The organism is Haloplanus vescus (assembly GCF_900107665.1).
GTDB lineage: Archaea > Halobacteriota > Halobacteria > Halobacteriales > Haloferacaceae > Haloplanus > Haloplanus vescus.
This window is the reverse complement of record NZ_FNQT01000001.1, coordinates 815,100-827,610: the sequence shown is the minus strand read 5'-3', so window position 1 is coordinate 827,610 and position 12,511 is coordinate 815,100. Positions and strand designations below refer to the sequence as shown.

Below are 12,511 nucleotides of genomic sequence, written 5' to 3'. Positions count from 1 at the left end.
CACCGACTCCTCACGCCTCTTCGTCGCTTTCGTCACCGCTCGACGCCCCCGCATCGGCGGTCTCCGCGTCGGACTCGTCGAGCGGCGGCAGAAACTCCGGCCGGTCGCCGTCTTCGACGCCCGCCGCGCGCAAGCGAGCGCGGAACTCCTCGGCCCGGAATCGGTCCGAGAGGCGCGCGTTGGCGACGACGGCGAAGAGGAAGACGCCGATGCCGATGAAGATGAACCCCATCAGCGGCGCCACGAGGTCGACGTACCCTCCGGGCGTCGGAATGGCGTCGGTGAACATCCAGACGCCGATGAGGCCGACGCCGGCCACCAGTTGCGACGCCGCCACGAGCTGCAGGAGGTTGTTCCCCAGCTGTCCGGTCCCCTCCGGCACGTCGGCGGGGTCGGGGAGAGACACGTCTTCTGGACCCTCGCGCACGTCGTAGGAGTCCATCGAACACAGTGCGACAGTCGGCTTCACGTCCCGCAGCACCGTCCCCTGCCCCTCGACGCTCCCGTCCGGCGAGACGATGGCGTACCCCTCGTCGGAGTACGCGACCAGTCGCGGCTCTCCCTCCATCTCGACGCGTTCGAGGACGGCGAACACCTCGCGGCTGGCGATGCGACGCTTGAGGTCCGTCTCCACCCGGTCGAGCAGTTCGTCGCCGACGATCCACGTCTCGGGGTCGAATGCCGCCTCCCACTCCTCGGCGCTCATCTCCGCCATGTCGCTCGGGCCGAAGTCCTCGAAGTCGTACCGCTCCTCGACCCGTTCGCGGAGGTCGGCGTCTTCGTCGGCCACCGTCTCCGCCACGCTCGTCTCGCGCCCCTGCTCGTCCGACGAGTCGCTCATTGTACCCGACTTGTGTTGGGACCACCGTTAGGGTGACGGTCCCCCGTCGACTACTCCGCTCGTGGCCGATTAGGTCGCTCGTTTATAGGGGGAGCTCCGCTCGGCCTAGTCGGAACTTATGACGTGCTTTACCTGTGACTCGGAGGCCACGAGCCGATACACCCTCCACATCGACGACGGCGAGGCTATCGAGGACAAGCAGCTCTGCGAGGTGTGTCTCTCCGATTTCCAACGCACCGAGTGGATAGAAGTCAAGCGGGTCGAACCGGCGTAGCGACGGCGCGGGCCGGGCGCCTCCCCGCTCCGAGCCGGACCCGTTTTAACGGCGCCGTCCCAACCGCCGCCGATGGTGAGCGAAGCGACGGTGGCGACGCTGGCCGCGATTGCGGTGACCGCGAGTTTTCCGTTCTACCTCTACGGGGCGTGGATAGTCATCGACACCGAGACGGTGACGTGGCGCGTCCTGCTCCGACATTTGCGATACATCGTCGTCGGCCTCGTGTTGACCACGGTCCCCGTCGCCGGGTGGATGGTCCCCCGACTCGCCGACCAGTTCGGCGGCCTCGCCGTCCTCCACGCGGTTCTGGGGTTGCAGGCCTACGCCATGCTCACGTTCGCGCTGACGGGCATCGTCCGCATCTTCCAGGCGAAACGCGCCGCGAACCTCTATCGGGAACCGGACCCCGACGCCGACCTGAACGACCTCCACGAGAACATGAGCGCGTGGCGTGGCCGATTGCGGGTCGGCGTCTTCGGCTACATCCTCTTCTGGCTTGGCGCCTACCTCATCGGCGTCGTGCGGTACCTTCAGCTGTACGTCCTGTGAGCCTCAGCCCCACGCCTCGCCGCTCGCGAGGTCCACGTCCGAGTCGACTTTCGACGAGGGACAGATATCTTCGAGGACGCAGGCCTCGCAGTCGGGAGAGCGCGCGTCACACACCGCTCGGCCGTGGCTGATGAGCAGGTGGGTGAGCTGTTGCCAGTCCGCCTCGGGCACGAGGGCCATCAGGTCGCGTTCAATCGTTTCGGGCCGCTCCTCGGTCGTGATGCCGAGTCGACGCGAGAGCCGGCGGACGTGCGTGTCGACGACGATGCCCTCGACCACGTCGTGGCCGTGTTGGAGGACGACGTTCGCCGTCTTGCGCCCCACGCCGCTGAGGTCGGTGAGTTCCGTCATCGTGTCGGGCACCTCGCCGTCGTGTTCCTCCACGAGCGTCTCGCCGATGGATTTCAGATAGCCCGCCTTGTTGTTGTGGAAGGTGATGCCGTAGATGTCGTCGGCGAGTTCGCTCTCGTCGGCCTGCGCGAAATCCGCCGCGGACGTGTACTTCTCGAAGAGGTCGCTCGTCACCTCGTTGACGCGCTCGTCCGTACACTGCGCCGAGAGGACGACGGCGATGAGTAGTTCCAGCCGGTTCGAGTAGTTCAGCGAGATGGTCGCCTCGGGGTACTCCTCGTACAGTCGGTCCAGCACTTCCTCGGTCTGTGCGGCCCGCGAATCGAGTGGCGTGCCCATAGCTCGCGGTGGGGTCGCGTCCACGTTGAGTCTTCGGATGCTTCGGTCCGTTCTCGGCGCTGATTTCCGGGCCGCACCTTATTTACCGAGTGCCGCCCTTGACGCGGCTATGAAGCTGACGCGCCGGGGACTGCTGGGCGTGGGGACGGCACTCGGACTCACCGGCTGTCTGTCCGGTGGGTCGAACGTGTCGTACCCCGAGACGGCGACACGGACGCCGCCGCCGACCGACGCGCCACTCGAGAGCGCGCGACCCGACTCCGCCGCCGACGACGAGTCGGTGCAACAGCGCGAGCCGTCGGTGCCGAACCGCCGACTCGCGACCGAGACCGAGCGCGTCTACGGCGAAATCGAGTGGTTCGCCACCTCTTACGACGACGCGATAGAGACCTATCGCCGGTCGGTCGGGAAGGCCATGGCCACCGTCCAGCGCGTTCGCGCCACCGCGGACTTCGACGCCGACAGCCTCGGCCTGGTTCGACGGGCCACCGACAGCGCCGTCGCGACCGCCGAGACCGAACTCGGCGGGCACTTCGGACACCCCGGGCAGATGCGTGACACCGTCGACAACCACATCGCGACCATCGAGCGCTTCGCCAATCGTGGCGACCTCGACCGCGTGGACGAGGAGCTCGAACGCCTCTACGACTACCTCTCGGGGATTCGCAGTCCCCTGTTCGTCCGGCGCGTCCTCTCGGACCGACAGATCGACGCCGAGCTCTATCGCCACCTCCACGACGAGACCGCCGGCTCAGACGACAACGATGACGACGACGAGGCCGACCCCGGCCTCTTCGAACTCCATCACTCGGCGGACTACTCGGGCTACGCCTACAATGGCCCTCAACACCTCGAACGCGACCCCTTCGGCGACGTGCCCGGCACGCCGGCCGGCGCCGACCGCAACAGGGGCGCCGAACTGCTCGCACAGCAACGTGTCGACTTCGACCCCGTCGGCGAGGCCACCGGCCGAACCGGCTTTGCGTACGTCGTCAGCCACGCCATCCCCGACGAGGAGGACCAGCCGGCCGACCTTGACCCCCTCGATTACGAGCACACGTCGCTGTTCATCCAGCGATACGAGAGCGTCGCCGCCGCGGCCACCGCCGTCGAGACGCTGCTCGACACGGCGGTCAGCCGCGAGGGGGAGTACTCCTTCGGCCGCGAGACGTGGCACCGCGTCTACTACCACGCCGACGGCGACGTGGTCTACGCCTTCCTGATTCAGGCGGGGCCGTTCGTCCTCGTCGCCGCCCCCTCCGAGGTGGCGTGGGAGGAACGCCTCGACTGGACCGACCCGCTCGACCGCCTGTGGCTCTGGAGGCGGTAGCGTGTCGGGGCGGTCGCTCCCCTCGCCGACGCGACAGGCCGGCCTCATCGTCGGCACCTTCGCCCTCGTCGGTGTCGCCCTCGGCCTCGTGGGCTTCGTCGCCGGCGACTGGGCGCGCACGCAGTTCGTCACCGGCGCGACCGGGTCCGACCCGGACACCTTCGGTCCCGTCTTCCTCGCGCTCTCGGTGTTTCAAATCACGGTGACGCTCTTTCTCACCGGGCCCATCCTCGCGACGGTGCTCGGCCTCCTCTCGGGGTCGCGCTTCGTCGACTGGAGCGCCGCGGCGTCGGTCAGCGCCGGCGGTGCACTCGTCGGCTTCTTCGTCATGGCCGGGTTCGGCGTCCTCGGCGTCTCGCTACTCTCCGGCCCCGGAACCGAGCAGGTGTACTCGCTCCGCGCCGCCACCGGTCCCCTCCTCCTCTCCGGCGTCGCGACGACGGCCGCGGGCGGCGGCGCGGGTGCGCTGGGGTCGCAGTTCGTCCGGTAACCGGCACACATAACTGTCCGGTCCCCGGGGGTAGCGATATGCACGGTGAGGCCGTCGCACTCGGGGCCGGAACGGTCCTGAACGCCCTCGCGACGGGCGTCGGATCGGCGTTCGCCATCGACGCGGAGACGACCGCACGGGTCGAACTCGACGACTCGGGGCGCGTCGACGGCGAGATTGCCGGCGCGCCCGACGGCGACACGCGCCTGATTCGACGCTGCGTCGAGCGCGTCGTCGACCGCTTCGGCGACGGGCAGGGCGGGCACGTCCGCACCGAGAGCGACGTGCCGATGGCCGCCGGCCTGAAGAGTTCGAGCGCCGCCGCGAACGCGACGGTGCTCGCGACGCTCTCGGCGCTCGACGTCCCCGTCGGCGAGGACGCCGACATCGACCGCGAAGACGCCTGTCGCATCGGCGTCGCCGCGGCCCGCGACGCCGGCGTCACCGTCACCGGCGCGTTCGACGACGCGAGCGCGAGTATGCTCGGCGGCGTCACCGTCACCGACAACACGGCCGACGACCTGCTCGCTCACGAGACGGTCGGTTGGGACGCCCTCGTCTGGACGCCGCCAGAACGGGCGTTCAGCGCCGACGCCGACGTTGAGCGCTGCGAGCAGGTGGCGCCGATGGCGGACCTCGTCGCCGACTTGGCGCTCGACGGCCGCTACGGCGAGGCGATGACGGTCAACGGGCTAGCCTTCTCCGCGGCGCTCGGGTTCCCGACCGACCCTGCTGTGGAGGCGATGCCACACGTCGACGGCGTGTCGCTCTCGGGCACCGGCCCGAGCGTCGTCGCTGTCGGCGACCGAGACGGACTGCAACGCGTCCGCGACCAGTGGGAACAACGAGAGGGAGACACATGGCTGACGACAACACGAACGGACGGCGCATGGGTGATAGAATGACCGACGCGACTGAGGACATGTCGCTCGCAGAGCTGCGCGAAGAGATAGAGGAGATAGACCGCGAACTCGTCGAACTCATCGCCCGCCGCACGTACGTCGCGGGCACCGTCGCGCAGGTGAAAGAGGAGCGCGACCTGCCGACGACCGACGAGTCACAGGAAGCGCGCGTGATGGAGCGCGCGGGGGAGAACGCGCAGGCGTTCGACGTCGACGACAACCTCGTGAAGGCGATTTTCCGGCTGCTCATCGAGTTGAACAAAGTTGAGCAGCGGGAGTCGCGATAGGACGAGACACTCCCGAACGCTCACGACTGTCACCGAATCAGGGACAGCGTGGGACCGGCCAAACTGATTTATGATCATCTCCTGTACTCGCCAGTATGGGGAGTTACGCGACGCCGCCGGATTGGTCGCGACAGAACGACAGAGACGACGAGTCAGGGAATAAGCTCGGCGACCTGCTGTCGGGACGACTGGCTGATGTCGATATCGACTCCGTCGCGGCGGTACGCGAAACACGAGAACGTCGATGAAGGTGTTCGTCGACACGAACGTTTTCGTCGCCAGCCTCACAGACGAACCGGGCCGGGGCGACGTAGCGACCGAACTCCTGAACGAGAGTCACGAATTCTGTACATCGATTCTCAATTTGATGGAGATTCGATCGGTGTTGGCGAAGAAGAAACGCGTAGAACAGGAGCGTGTTGAGGAGATACTGACGGACGTCTACCGAAACGTCGACATCTACGCACCGGAAATCAGCGACCAGATCGCGGCGTACAGTCTGCAGCAAGACACGCTACTGTACACGCTCGATTGCGTCCTTCTCGCCCTTGCCGAGGATATCGACGCGACGCTGGTCACGTTCGACGGCGAACTGCTGGATAACGGTGCCGTCCCACCGGCAGAGCTGCTTGACTAGCGTTGATTCGGAGAAGGCGGTGAAAACCGGTAATCAGCGCCGTCTCTGTCACATCAGTCTACTCCCTGAGAAAGGCTGACCAGCGAGAGAGCCGATAACGCGTCAATACTCCCAGAACCGGTAGATTCGCCCGTCGGTGGCCAAGTGCCGACGCCGAAGTTCGTCGACGCGTCGCTCTCCGTCGACGTTGACGACGTACACCTCACCCCGTCGCCCGGGGTACGCGTCCTGAAAGTCGTAGACACAGCCGACGAGTTCCACTCCGTCGGGCACCTCGTCGCTCTGGCGGAGCGTCTCTATCTGTCGGTCGACGTTGTACTCGACGAGGTGGTTGACCGTCGCCGCGCGGTCTAACCCCTCGGGGAGTCGGTCGAGCGCCGACGCGAGATGTGGGGTCAGTGAATCGAGACAGTGCCGGACGCCCGGCGACACGTCCACGCCCTCGGTCAGGTCGTCGTACGCCGCCGTGACCGCGCCACACCCCGTGTGTCCGACGACGACGGCGACGTCCGTGTCGAAATACTGGAGCGGAAAGAGCACGTCACCGGTGACGACGGGCCCCGACTCCGTCGACTGGCGCACGCGGTTGCCGATGTTGCTGCAGGTGAAGAGTTCGCCCGGTTCGTCGTTGTCCCACATCTGGTCCTGCAAGACTCGGGAGTCGGCACAGCACACCGTGACGGCGTTCGGATGCTGGGCCTCTTGCACGTCGTCGAAGCGGGCGTCGAACGCCTCGGCGTGGGCCGCGTTTCCCCGCAGGAGGTCGACCACCGTCTGATGCATGGGGTGGGCAGTACCGCGCCCGCGACCATAGTGGTTCCCCGCGTCAGTCCCGATACGTCTCCGCGAGGGCGTCCAGCGCCTCGTGGTGCTGGGTCGTGTGCGGGGCGGTGAGCGGCGAGACGCTGACCCGGCCCTCGACGATGGCCCGGCGGTCGGTCCCTTGGGGGTCCGGGAGGTCGCCGTCGCGCATCCGCGCCCAGACGTTGTCGGTGAGGCTGATGCGCTCGCCGTCGCGGTCGGCTCGCATGTCGTACAGCGTCGAGGGCTCCGTAATCTCCAGCGGTGCGAGGTCGTCGCCCTCGCTCCAGATGGGGGCGTTGACGTTCAGATATTCGGCCTGATCGAACACGCCGGCGTCGAGGGCGTGGTCGACGAGGTAGGTCGTCGCCTCGGTGGCGTTCCGGTAATCTTCGATTTGGTCGGCGGCGTGTTGCCACTCGCCGTCGCTGCCGGGAACGTACAGCGAGACGGCGATGGCGGGCACGTCGAAGAAGGCCGCCTCGACGGCGGCGCTGACTGTGCCGGAACGCCCGAGGACGTACGCTCCGAGGTTGGCGCCGCGGTTACAGCCCGCGACGACCATGTCCACGTCCGGACACAGCGCTTCGAGGCCGACCACCGTGCAGTCCGCCGGCGTCCCGTGGATGGCGTAGCCGAGGTCGTGGTCCGTGACTTCGACCTCGCGGGACATCGCCCGCCCGACGGCACTCTGGTCGCCGCTCGGGGCGACGGCGGTCACCTCCGCGAACTCCGACAGCGCGTCGTAGAGGGCGCGAAAGCCGACGGAGTCGATGCCGTCGTCGTTCGTCAGGAGAACGTGTGGGTCGTCCATATCCTCCCGTTGGATTCGGGCGAGAAAGGCGCACCGCTTCCGTCAACCGACGATATCGACGACCGCCTCCGCGTCGACAACGAGGTTGTACGCCCCTTCGTCGTCGTTCCAGAGCGCGAGGACGTTCTCGAACTGGCAGACGGCGCCGTAGTCGGCCTCGCCGAGCGAACGATTCAGCCCCGACTCTCGGGTCACCACCGCGTAGTGTTCGAGTTGCTCGCTCCCGTCGCCGATTTTGTAGAGCGGGTTCCCGTCCTCGGCGAGGTTGCGACTGAGCTTCACCGCGAGCAGGTCGATGCGGTCGGTGACGTGGTCTTCCATGTCCGCCATCCGGGCGTGACGCGACGGGTCGGCGCGCACGTCAAGGCGCCGCGTGCCGTCCGTCCGGAGGTGGACGTGCGAGAACTTCACGCGCTCGTTGCGGAAGGTGCCGGGTTCGCCGCCGGCGTCGTCAAGGCGGCGCTGGACCGCGGGCGCTTCTATCTGTGGGCACTCGTCGAACGACCACCCGCGGTCGGACGGCTCCATCCCCGGCCACAGGCGAAGCGTCGGCGCGTACACCGTCGCTCGGTCCGCCACCGACCGCTCCACCGACCGGAGGCCGGTACTGGTTTCGAGGTCAGCAGGGGCGAGCGCCAGTAGGGTGCCGTCGTCCGCGAGGGCGTCGAGGCCGTCCTCGACCACTGCGACCGGGTCGTCGAGCTCGCTCAGCACGTTCGCACAGAGAATCAGGTCGTAGGTGTCCTCGAAGTCGAACTCCTCAACGCGCTCGCGGTGTATCGTCGGGCGGAAGTTCTGCCGCGTCTCGTCGAGCAAGTCATCGAGCACGTCCGCGGCGGCGCTGGGTTCGACGGCGTGGTAGTCCACGAGGGCGTCGTCGGGCAGGTAGTCGTGGAGGCCCAGCGCCGGGCCGCCGACGCCCGCACCGATGTCGAGGACGCGGAGGCGGCGGGGGAGCAGCGACTGCTCGACAAGGTCGTCGAGGGCGTAGCCCGCGGCCGCGTAGTAGTCCGGCAGGTGATAGATGGCGTAGCCGAGCGCTACCTCGCGGTCGTACTCGACGGGATTCTTGTGGTAGTAGTCCTCCTTCAGCCGGCGAATCACCTCACGGAGTCGCTCGCCCGACTCGTCGCGGTGCCAGTTGACTCCGTCGCGCTCGACCAGCATGTCCTCCACTCGGTTGGCGTAGCGGTCGGGCAACTGCTCGGGGCGCCAGCCGGGGTCGGGCGCTGGCTCCTCGGAGACGGGGACGAACGTGCCGTCGTCGCGTTCGAACAGGCCGAGGTCGTACGCCTCCTCTCGGAGGACGCGCCGGACCACCGCCGGGTGGGGCGTCCCCTCGATGTACTCCGAAATCTCGTCGGGGTCGATGGGGCGGACCTGCCGCAGGTACTTGGCGTTCGACCGGACGGCGTCGCGGTCGATCATTCGCTCGCCTCCCGATACAGGTCGTCGAACGCGTCGCCCTCGGCGTCGGCGACGCGGCGGGCGGCGTCGGCGACCCGGTCGGCGCCCTCAAAGGTCTCCTGAATCTCCCGATACACCCGCGGTGTGCCGTCGGTCACCGTCGTGACGAGGTCGTCCAGCGTCTCGGAGACGGGCGTCGCGAACTCCTCGCGAACGTCCGCGGCGGCGAGAGCGTACGCCAGTACGGCGGTGTGAGCCCCCGCCTGCACCGTCTCCATCGCCGTGTCGTGTTCCTCGACGGTCGTCTCGAAGGGGTTGTTGCCCGCGGCCCGCAGGTCGGCCCGGAGTGCGTCCGTCGCCGGCCCGGCGGCGTCGGCGACGACGGCGACGTTGCCGGGGGCGTTCGCTGCCGCGAACAGCGGATGCAGCGAGACGCGTTCGCGCTCCGGCAGCGCTGCGCGCATCGCCGCGACGGGCGCGCGCATCACGCCCGACACGTCACACATCGCTCGCTCGGCGTTGTCGGCGTAGCGCGAGACGGCCTCCTCGACGACCGAAATCGGCACCGCGAGACAGACGATGTCGAACGTCTCCGCCGTGTCCGCCGGCACCGCCCGCACGCCGTCGAGTGCCGTTGCGGTCCGCTCGGCGACTGCCGCGTCGACGTCGGTGACCGCGACCGGTCGGTCGGCGGTGCGGGCGACCCAACGGCCCATCTCGCCTGCGCCGACCACCAGCATATCCATGCGCGTGGCTTCCGCCTCTCTGCTCAAAAGGTGTTCGATGCGGGCAGTCCTACAGGCCGAGTCCGAGGACGCGGTTCCCGACGAGGAGCGCGAACGCAAGTCCCGTCACGCCGACGAGCAGGCCGTACGCCGCCCCCCACCCCGCCACGTCGGAGAGCGTCCCGACGGCGACGCTCCCCGTCGCGCCGAGGACCATGTACGCGGTGCGGACGAGGCCGAACGCGGCGCCGCGTTCGTCGGCCTCGAACACGTCGAAGAAGCGCGACTGCACGGGCGCGCCCCACGTCATCGCGGCGGCGACACAGACGATGGCGGGGATCAACGCGACTCGCGGTCCAACCACGAGGAGGCCGTAGCCGACGACGCCGAGGCCCATCGCACCCGCCGCGGCGCCGTCCCGCCCAATCTTGTCCGACACCAGTCCGGTCAACGGTTGGACGAGACCGTTGACGACGAAGTAGGCAGCGAAGAGGAGGCCGGCGCTCGTCTCGGCCAGGCCGCGGAAGCCGACGAGGAAGGCGGGGAGGAACGAGGCCGTCGCCTGCCACGAGAAGGCGCCGAGGACGGACACCGCCGCCGTGAACGCAATCTGGGGGCGGGTGAGCAACTCGACGAGCGGTTTGACCGCCATGCGGTCGCGCATCGACTCGTCGGGGCGCTCCGGCGGCGTCGGATCGATTCGCCACGCGAACAGGCCGAAGACGGGGATGGCGACGGCGGCGCCGACGGCAATGGCCGCCCGCCAGTCGTAGCGCGCCGCCACCGCCGTCGCGGCGATGGGCGCTATCAGTCCCGCGAGCGGCCCGCCGGCGACGTGGACGCCGATGGCGCGGCCGATGTCGTCGAACTCCTTCGTCAGCAGGGAGGTGGCGACGCTGTAGTGGAGTCCCGCGCCCGCGCCGAGGGTGACGGTCAGGACGGCGAACACCGCGAACGTCGGCGCGAAGGAGAGGGCGAGGCTAGCCGCGCCGGTGATTCCGACCGCCGTGAGGATGATTCGTCGCTCGCCGAAGCGGTCGCCGAGGATGCCCGAGGGAAACTGCGAGAGCGCGTAGGCGGCCCACATCCCCGAGAGCGCGAGGCCGACCGCCCCCGTCGACACGTCGAAGCCGGCCGTCACGTCCGGGACGACTGGACTGATGACCAGTCGCGCCAGCATCGTGGACGCGAACGCGAGCGTACAGAGGCCGAGGACCGTGTACCGATACCGCCAGTGCACATCGACGCTCGGCCGACGCCGAGGAAGTGCCTTGCGGTCGTCGTCGCGATTGCCGGCTATGCTCGGGTTACTGTTCAGATTAGCGCGGTTTTGTTGGAGACACCTCGAAAGCCCCGCCGCGCTGGAGTTGGGGGGCTCGCTGCGCGCGCTCCCTGCGGTCGCGTGCTTACATCGCCCGCCTTCCTCCAGCGCGGCGCCTCTTTCAGCCCCGCCCACAGCGGCTGGCCAATCAAGCGCCGCAGGTGGGACTGAAAGGGGGCTTTCGAGGTAGTCACAGTTTCATCTGTTTCTCTGAACACTTTGGTGCTCAGGTTTCACACCTACAGTTCGACGGGGTACTCCGTCAGATTCTCGTAGCCGTCTTCGGTGACGACCACGAGGTCCTCGATGCGGACACCGCCCACGTCGGGGTCGTACAGCCCCGGTTCGATGGTCACGACGTTCCCCGGTTCGAGCTCGCCCCCGTCCGGTGCGATGCGCGGGAGTTCGTGCACATCGAGGCCGACGCCGTGGCCCGTGCTGTGGATGAAGCCCGTCTCAGCATCCGGGTCGGCCCGGAGCGTCGGGAGCCCGGCGTCCTCGTAGACGTCACAGACCGCGTCGTGAACTGCCGCGCCCGTCACGCCCGGTTCGACGGCGTCGAGGGCGGCCCGCCGCGCCTCGTCGGTCAACTCGAACCACTCCCGGACTGTCTCGCTGGGCTCCCCCCGCACGAACGTCCGCGTCATGTCCGCGTGATACCGCGTCTCCTTGTCGCGGGGGAAGATGTCGACGACGATTGGCTCACCTGCACGAAGGGGTCCCGACCCTCGGTCGTGGGGGTCCGCGGCGTCGGCGCCGCAGGCGACGATAGTCTCGTCGAGCGCACACCCCGATTCGAGGAGCGTGAGTTCGATTTCCCGTCGCACCGCTTCGCTGGTCAGCGAGTCGCCCTCGTGGTGCAGGACGCCGTCGACGACGCTCGCCGAATCGATGAGCGTCTCCGCCGCCGCCATCGCGCGTTCGTTCGCGCGCTGTGTGCGGCGCACGTGCTCGATTTCCTCGTCGGTCTTGACGGCGCGAATCTCCGCGACGGCGTCGGATTCGTCGACTTCGACACGCACGCCCGACCCGCGGAGGCCGTCGGCGGTGCCGAGCGGGAAGCGTCCCGGCACGAGCACGGACTCGACGCCGTGTTCGGCGAGGAAGTCCGCGACGACGGCGCCCCGACCGGTCTCGCGCCCGAGTTCTTGCACCCGGTCGCGGTAGTCGTAGGCCGACAGTCGGTCGACGGTGTCGGCGCGGGCGTCTGCGTTCGCGCGGCCGTACTCCAATCCGGAGACGAGGAGATGCGTCCCCTCGGGCGTGTAGCAGGTGACGAACGGGTCGGGGGCGTCGAAGCCAGACAGGTAGCGCTGCGTGGAGTCGGTGCCGTCGGCGTCGAGGAGATAGCCGTCGTGGTCGCCGAGTGTCGCATCGAGCGTCGAGAAATCCGGCTGCATGGGTAGCCGTCGGTGATGCGAGGGCAAAACCCTTGTCCGC

Annotated in this window: 15 protein-coding genes; 7 read left to right on the top strand and 8 right to left on the bottom strand. The window is 68.3% G+C overall.

The window, feature by feature from the left end; genetic code table 11:
* Positions 1-10: 10 nt before the first annotated feature.
* A complete protein-coding gene (locus tag BLU18_RS04385; protein ID WP_092632039.1) occupies positions 11-841 on the bottom strand; it encodes a DUF7319 domain-containing protein in 831 nt (276 codons plus the stop codon).
* Positions 842-959: 118 nt separating this feature from the next.
* On the opposite strand from BLU18_RS04385, the gene BLU18_RS14740 reads away from it, so the two are divergent.
* Complete coding sequence (locus BLU18_RS14740; RefSeq protein ID WP_176791176.1) at positions 960-1,115, top strand: hypothetical protein; 156 nt, start codon at positions 960-962, stop codon at positions 1,113-1,115.
* A gap of 72 nt (positions 1,116-1,187) precedes the next feature.
* Complete coding sequence (locus BLU18_RS04380) at positions 1,188-1,667, top strand: DUF7321 family protein (RefSeq protein ID WP_092632035.1); 480 nt, start codon at positions 1,188-1,190, stop codon at positions 1,665-1,667.
* Between the two features lie 3 nt (positions 1,668-1,670).
* On the opposite strand, the gene nth is transcribed toward BLU18_RS04380, so the two are convergent.
* On the bottom strand, positions 1,671-2,357 hold the full coding sequence (gene nth / locus BLU18_RS04375) for an endonuclease III (protein WP_092632031.1): 687 nt from the start codon (positions 2,355-2,357) through the stop codon (positions 1,671-1,673).
* Between the two features lie 109 nt (positions 2,358-2,466).
* Here nth and BLU18_RS04370 point away from each other — a divergent pair, with 109 nt between their 5' ends.
* From BLU18_RS04370 to BLU18_RS04350, 5 genes are all read left to right on the top strand, one after another.
* Complete coding sequence (locus BLU18_RS04370; protein WP_092632028.1) at positions 2,467-3,687, top strand: hypothetical protein; 1,221 nt, start codon at positions 2,467-2,469, stop codon at positions 3,685-3,687.
* 1 nt (position 3,688) lies between these two features.
* The gene (locus BLU18_RS04365) at positions 3,689-4,177 is read left to right on the top strand and encodes a hypothetical protein (protein ID WP_092632025.1); all 489 of its coding nucleotides are present in this window, start codon (positions 3,689-3,691) and stop codon (positions 4,175-4,177) included.
* 38 nt (positions 4,178-4,215) lie between these two features.
* Positions 4,216-5,082 (top strand): shikimate kinase, encoded by an 867-nt coding sequence (locus BLU18_RS04360; RefSeq protein WP_092632022.1) that lies wholly within the window; start codon positions 4,216-4,218, stop codon positions 5,080-5,082.
* Positions 5,079-5,366 carry a chorismate mutase gene (locus BLU18_RS04355; protein ID WP_092632019.1) on the top strand — a complete coding sequence of 96 codons (288 nt, stop codon included), beginning with the start codon at positions 5,079-5,081 and terminating at the stop codon, positions 5,364-5,366. Before BLU18_RS04360 ends, BLU18_RS04355 begins: the two co-directional genes overlap by 4 nt.
* A 244-nt stretch (positions 5,367-5,610) precedes the next feature.
* Complete coding sequence (locus BLU18_RS04350) at positions 5,611-6,003, top strand: type II toxin-antitoxin system VapC family toxin (protein WP_092632016.1); 393 nt, start codon at positions 5,611-5,613, stop codon at positions 6,001-6,003.
* 102 nt (positions 6,004-6,105) lie between these two features.
* Here BLU18_RS04350 and BLU18_RS04345 read toward each other — a convergent pair whose 3' ends face one another.
* From BLU18_RS04345 to BLU18_RS04320, 6 genes are all read right to left on the bottom strand, one after another.
* The gene (locus BLU18_RS04345) at positions 6,106-6,786 is read right to left on the bottom strand and encodes a carbonic anhydrase (protein WP_092632013.1); all 681 of its coding nucleotides are present in this window, start codon (positions 6,784-6,786) and stop codon (positions 6,106-6,108) included.
* Between the two features lie 43 nt (positions 6,787-6,829).
* A complete protein-coding gene (surE, locus tag BLU18_RS04340; RefSeq protein WP_092632010.1) occupies positions 6,830-7,618 on the bottom strand; it encodes a 5'/3'-nucleotidase SurE in 789 nt (262 codons plus the stop codon).
* 42 nt (positions 7,619-7,660) lie between these two features.
* Positions 7,661-9,046 carry a small ribosomal subunit Rsm22 family protein gene (locus tag BLU18_RS04335; protein WP_092632008.1) on the bottom strand — a complete coding sequence of 462 codons (1,386 nt, stop codon included), beginning with the start codon at positions 9,044-9,046 and terminating at the stop codon, positions 7,661-7,663.
* Complete coding sequence (locus BLU18_RS04330; RefSeq protein WP_092632005.1) at positions 9,043-9,771, bottom strand: prephenate dehydrogenase/arogenate dehydrogenase family protein; 729 nt, start codon at positions 9,769-9,771, stop codon at positions 9,043-9,045. The genes BLU18_RS04335 and BLU18_RS04330 overlap by 4 nt, the downstream gene beginning before the upstream one ends.
* A 49-nt stretch (positions 9,772-9,820) precedes the next feature.
* Positions 9,821-10,990 (bottom strand): MFS transporter, encoded by a 1,170-nt coding sequence (locus BLU18_RS04325; RefSeq protein ID WP_092632002.1) that lies wholly within the window; start codon positions 10,988-10,990, stop codon positions 9,821-9,823.
* Positions 10,991-11,310: 320 nt separating this feature from the next.
* Complete coding sequence (locus tag BLU18_RS04320) at positions 11,311-12,471, bottom strand: M24 family metallopeptidase (RefSeq protein ID WP_092631999.1); 1,161 nt, start codon at positions 12,469-12,471, stop codon at positions 11,311-11,313.
* Positions 12,472-12,511 lie beyond the last annotated feature (40 nt).

Bases quoted from the DNA above. Each gene is read 5' to 3' on its own strand.
- BLU18_RS04385 (WP_092632039.1), bottom strand. From the start codon at position 841: ATGAGCGACTCGTCGGACGAGCAGGGGCGCGAGACGAGCGTGGCGGAG.
- BLU18_RS14740 (WP_176791176.1), top strand. From the start codon at position 960: ATGACGTGCTTTACCTGTGACTCGGAGGCCACGAGCCGATACACCCTC.
- BLU18_RS04380 (WP_092632035.1), top strand. From the start codon at position 1,188: ATGGTGAGCGAAGCGACGGTGGCGACGCTGGCCGCGATTGCGGTGACC.
- nth (WP_092632031.1), bottom strand. From the start codon at position 2,357: ATGGGCACGCCACTCGATTCGCGGGCCGCACAGACCGAGGAAGTGCTG.
- BLU18_RS04370 (WP_092632028.1), top strand. From the start codon at position 2,467: ATGAAGCTGACGCGCCGGGGACTGCTGGGCGTGGGGACGGCACTCGGA.
- BLU18_RS04360 (WP_092632022.1), top strand. From the start codon at position 4,216: ATGCACGGTGAGGCCGTCGCACTCGGGGCCGGAACGGTCCTGAACGCC.
- BLU18_RS04355 (WP_092632019.1), top strand. From the start codon at position 5,079: ATGACCGACGCGACTGAGGACATGTCGCTCGCAGAGCTGCGCGAAGAG.
- BLU18_RS04350 (WP_092632016.1), top strand. From the start codon at position 5,611: ATGAAGGTGTTCGTCGACACGAACGTTTTCGTCGCCAGCCTCACAGAC.
- BLU18_RS04345 (WP_092632013.1), bottom strand. From the start codon at position 6,786: ATGCATCAGACGGTGGTCGACCTCCTGCGGGGAAACGCGGCCCACGCC.
- surE (WP_092632010.1), bottom strand. From the start codon at position 7,618: ATGGACGACCCACACGTTCTCCTGACGAACGACGACGGCATCGACTCC.
- BLU18_RS04335 (WP_092632008.1), bottom strand. From the start codon at position 9,046: ATGATCGACCGCGACGCCGTCCGGTCGAACGCCAAGTACCTGCGGCAG.
- BLU18_RS04330 (WP_092632005.1), bottom strand. From the start codon at position 9,771: ATGGATATGCTGGTGGTCGGCGCAGGCGAGATGGGCCGTTGGGTCGCC.
- BLU18_RS04320 (WP_092631999.1), bottom strand. From the start codon at position 12,471: ATGCAGCCGGATTTCTCGACGCTCGATGCGACACTCGGCGACCACGAC.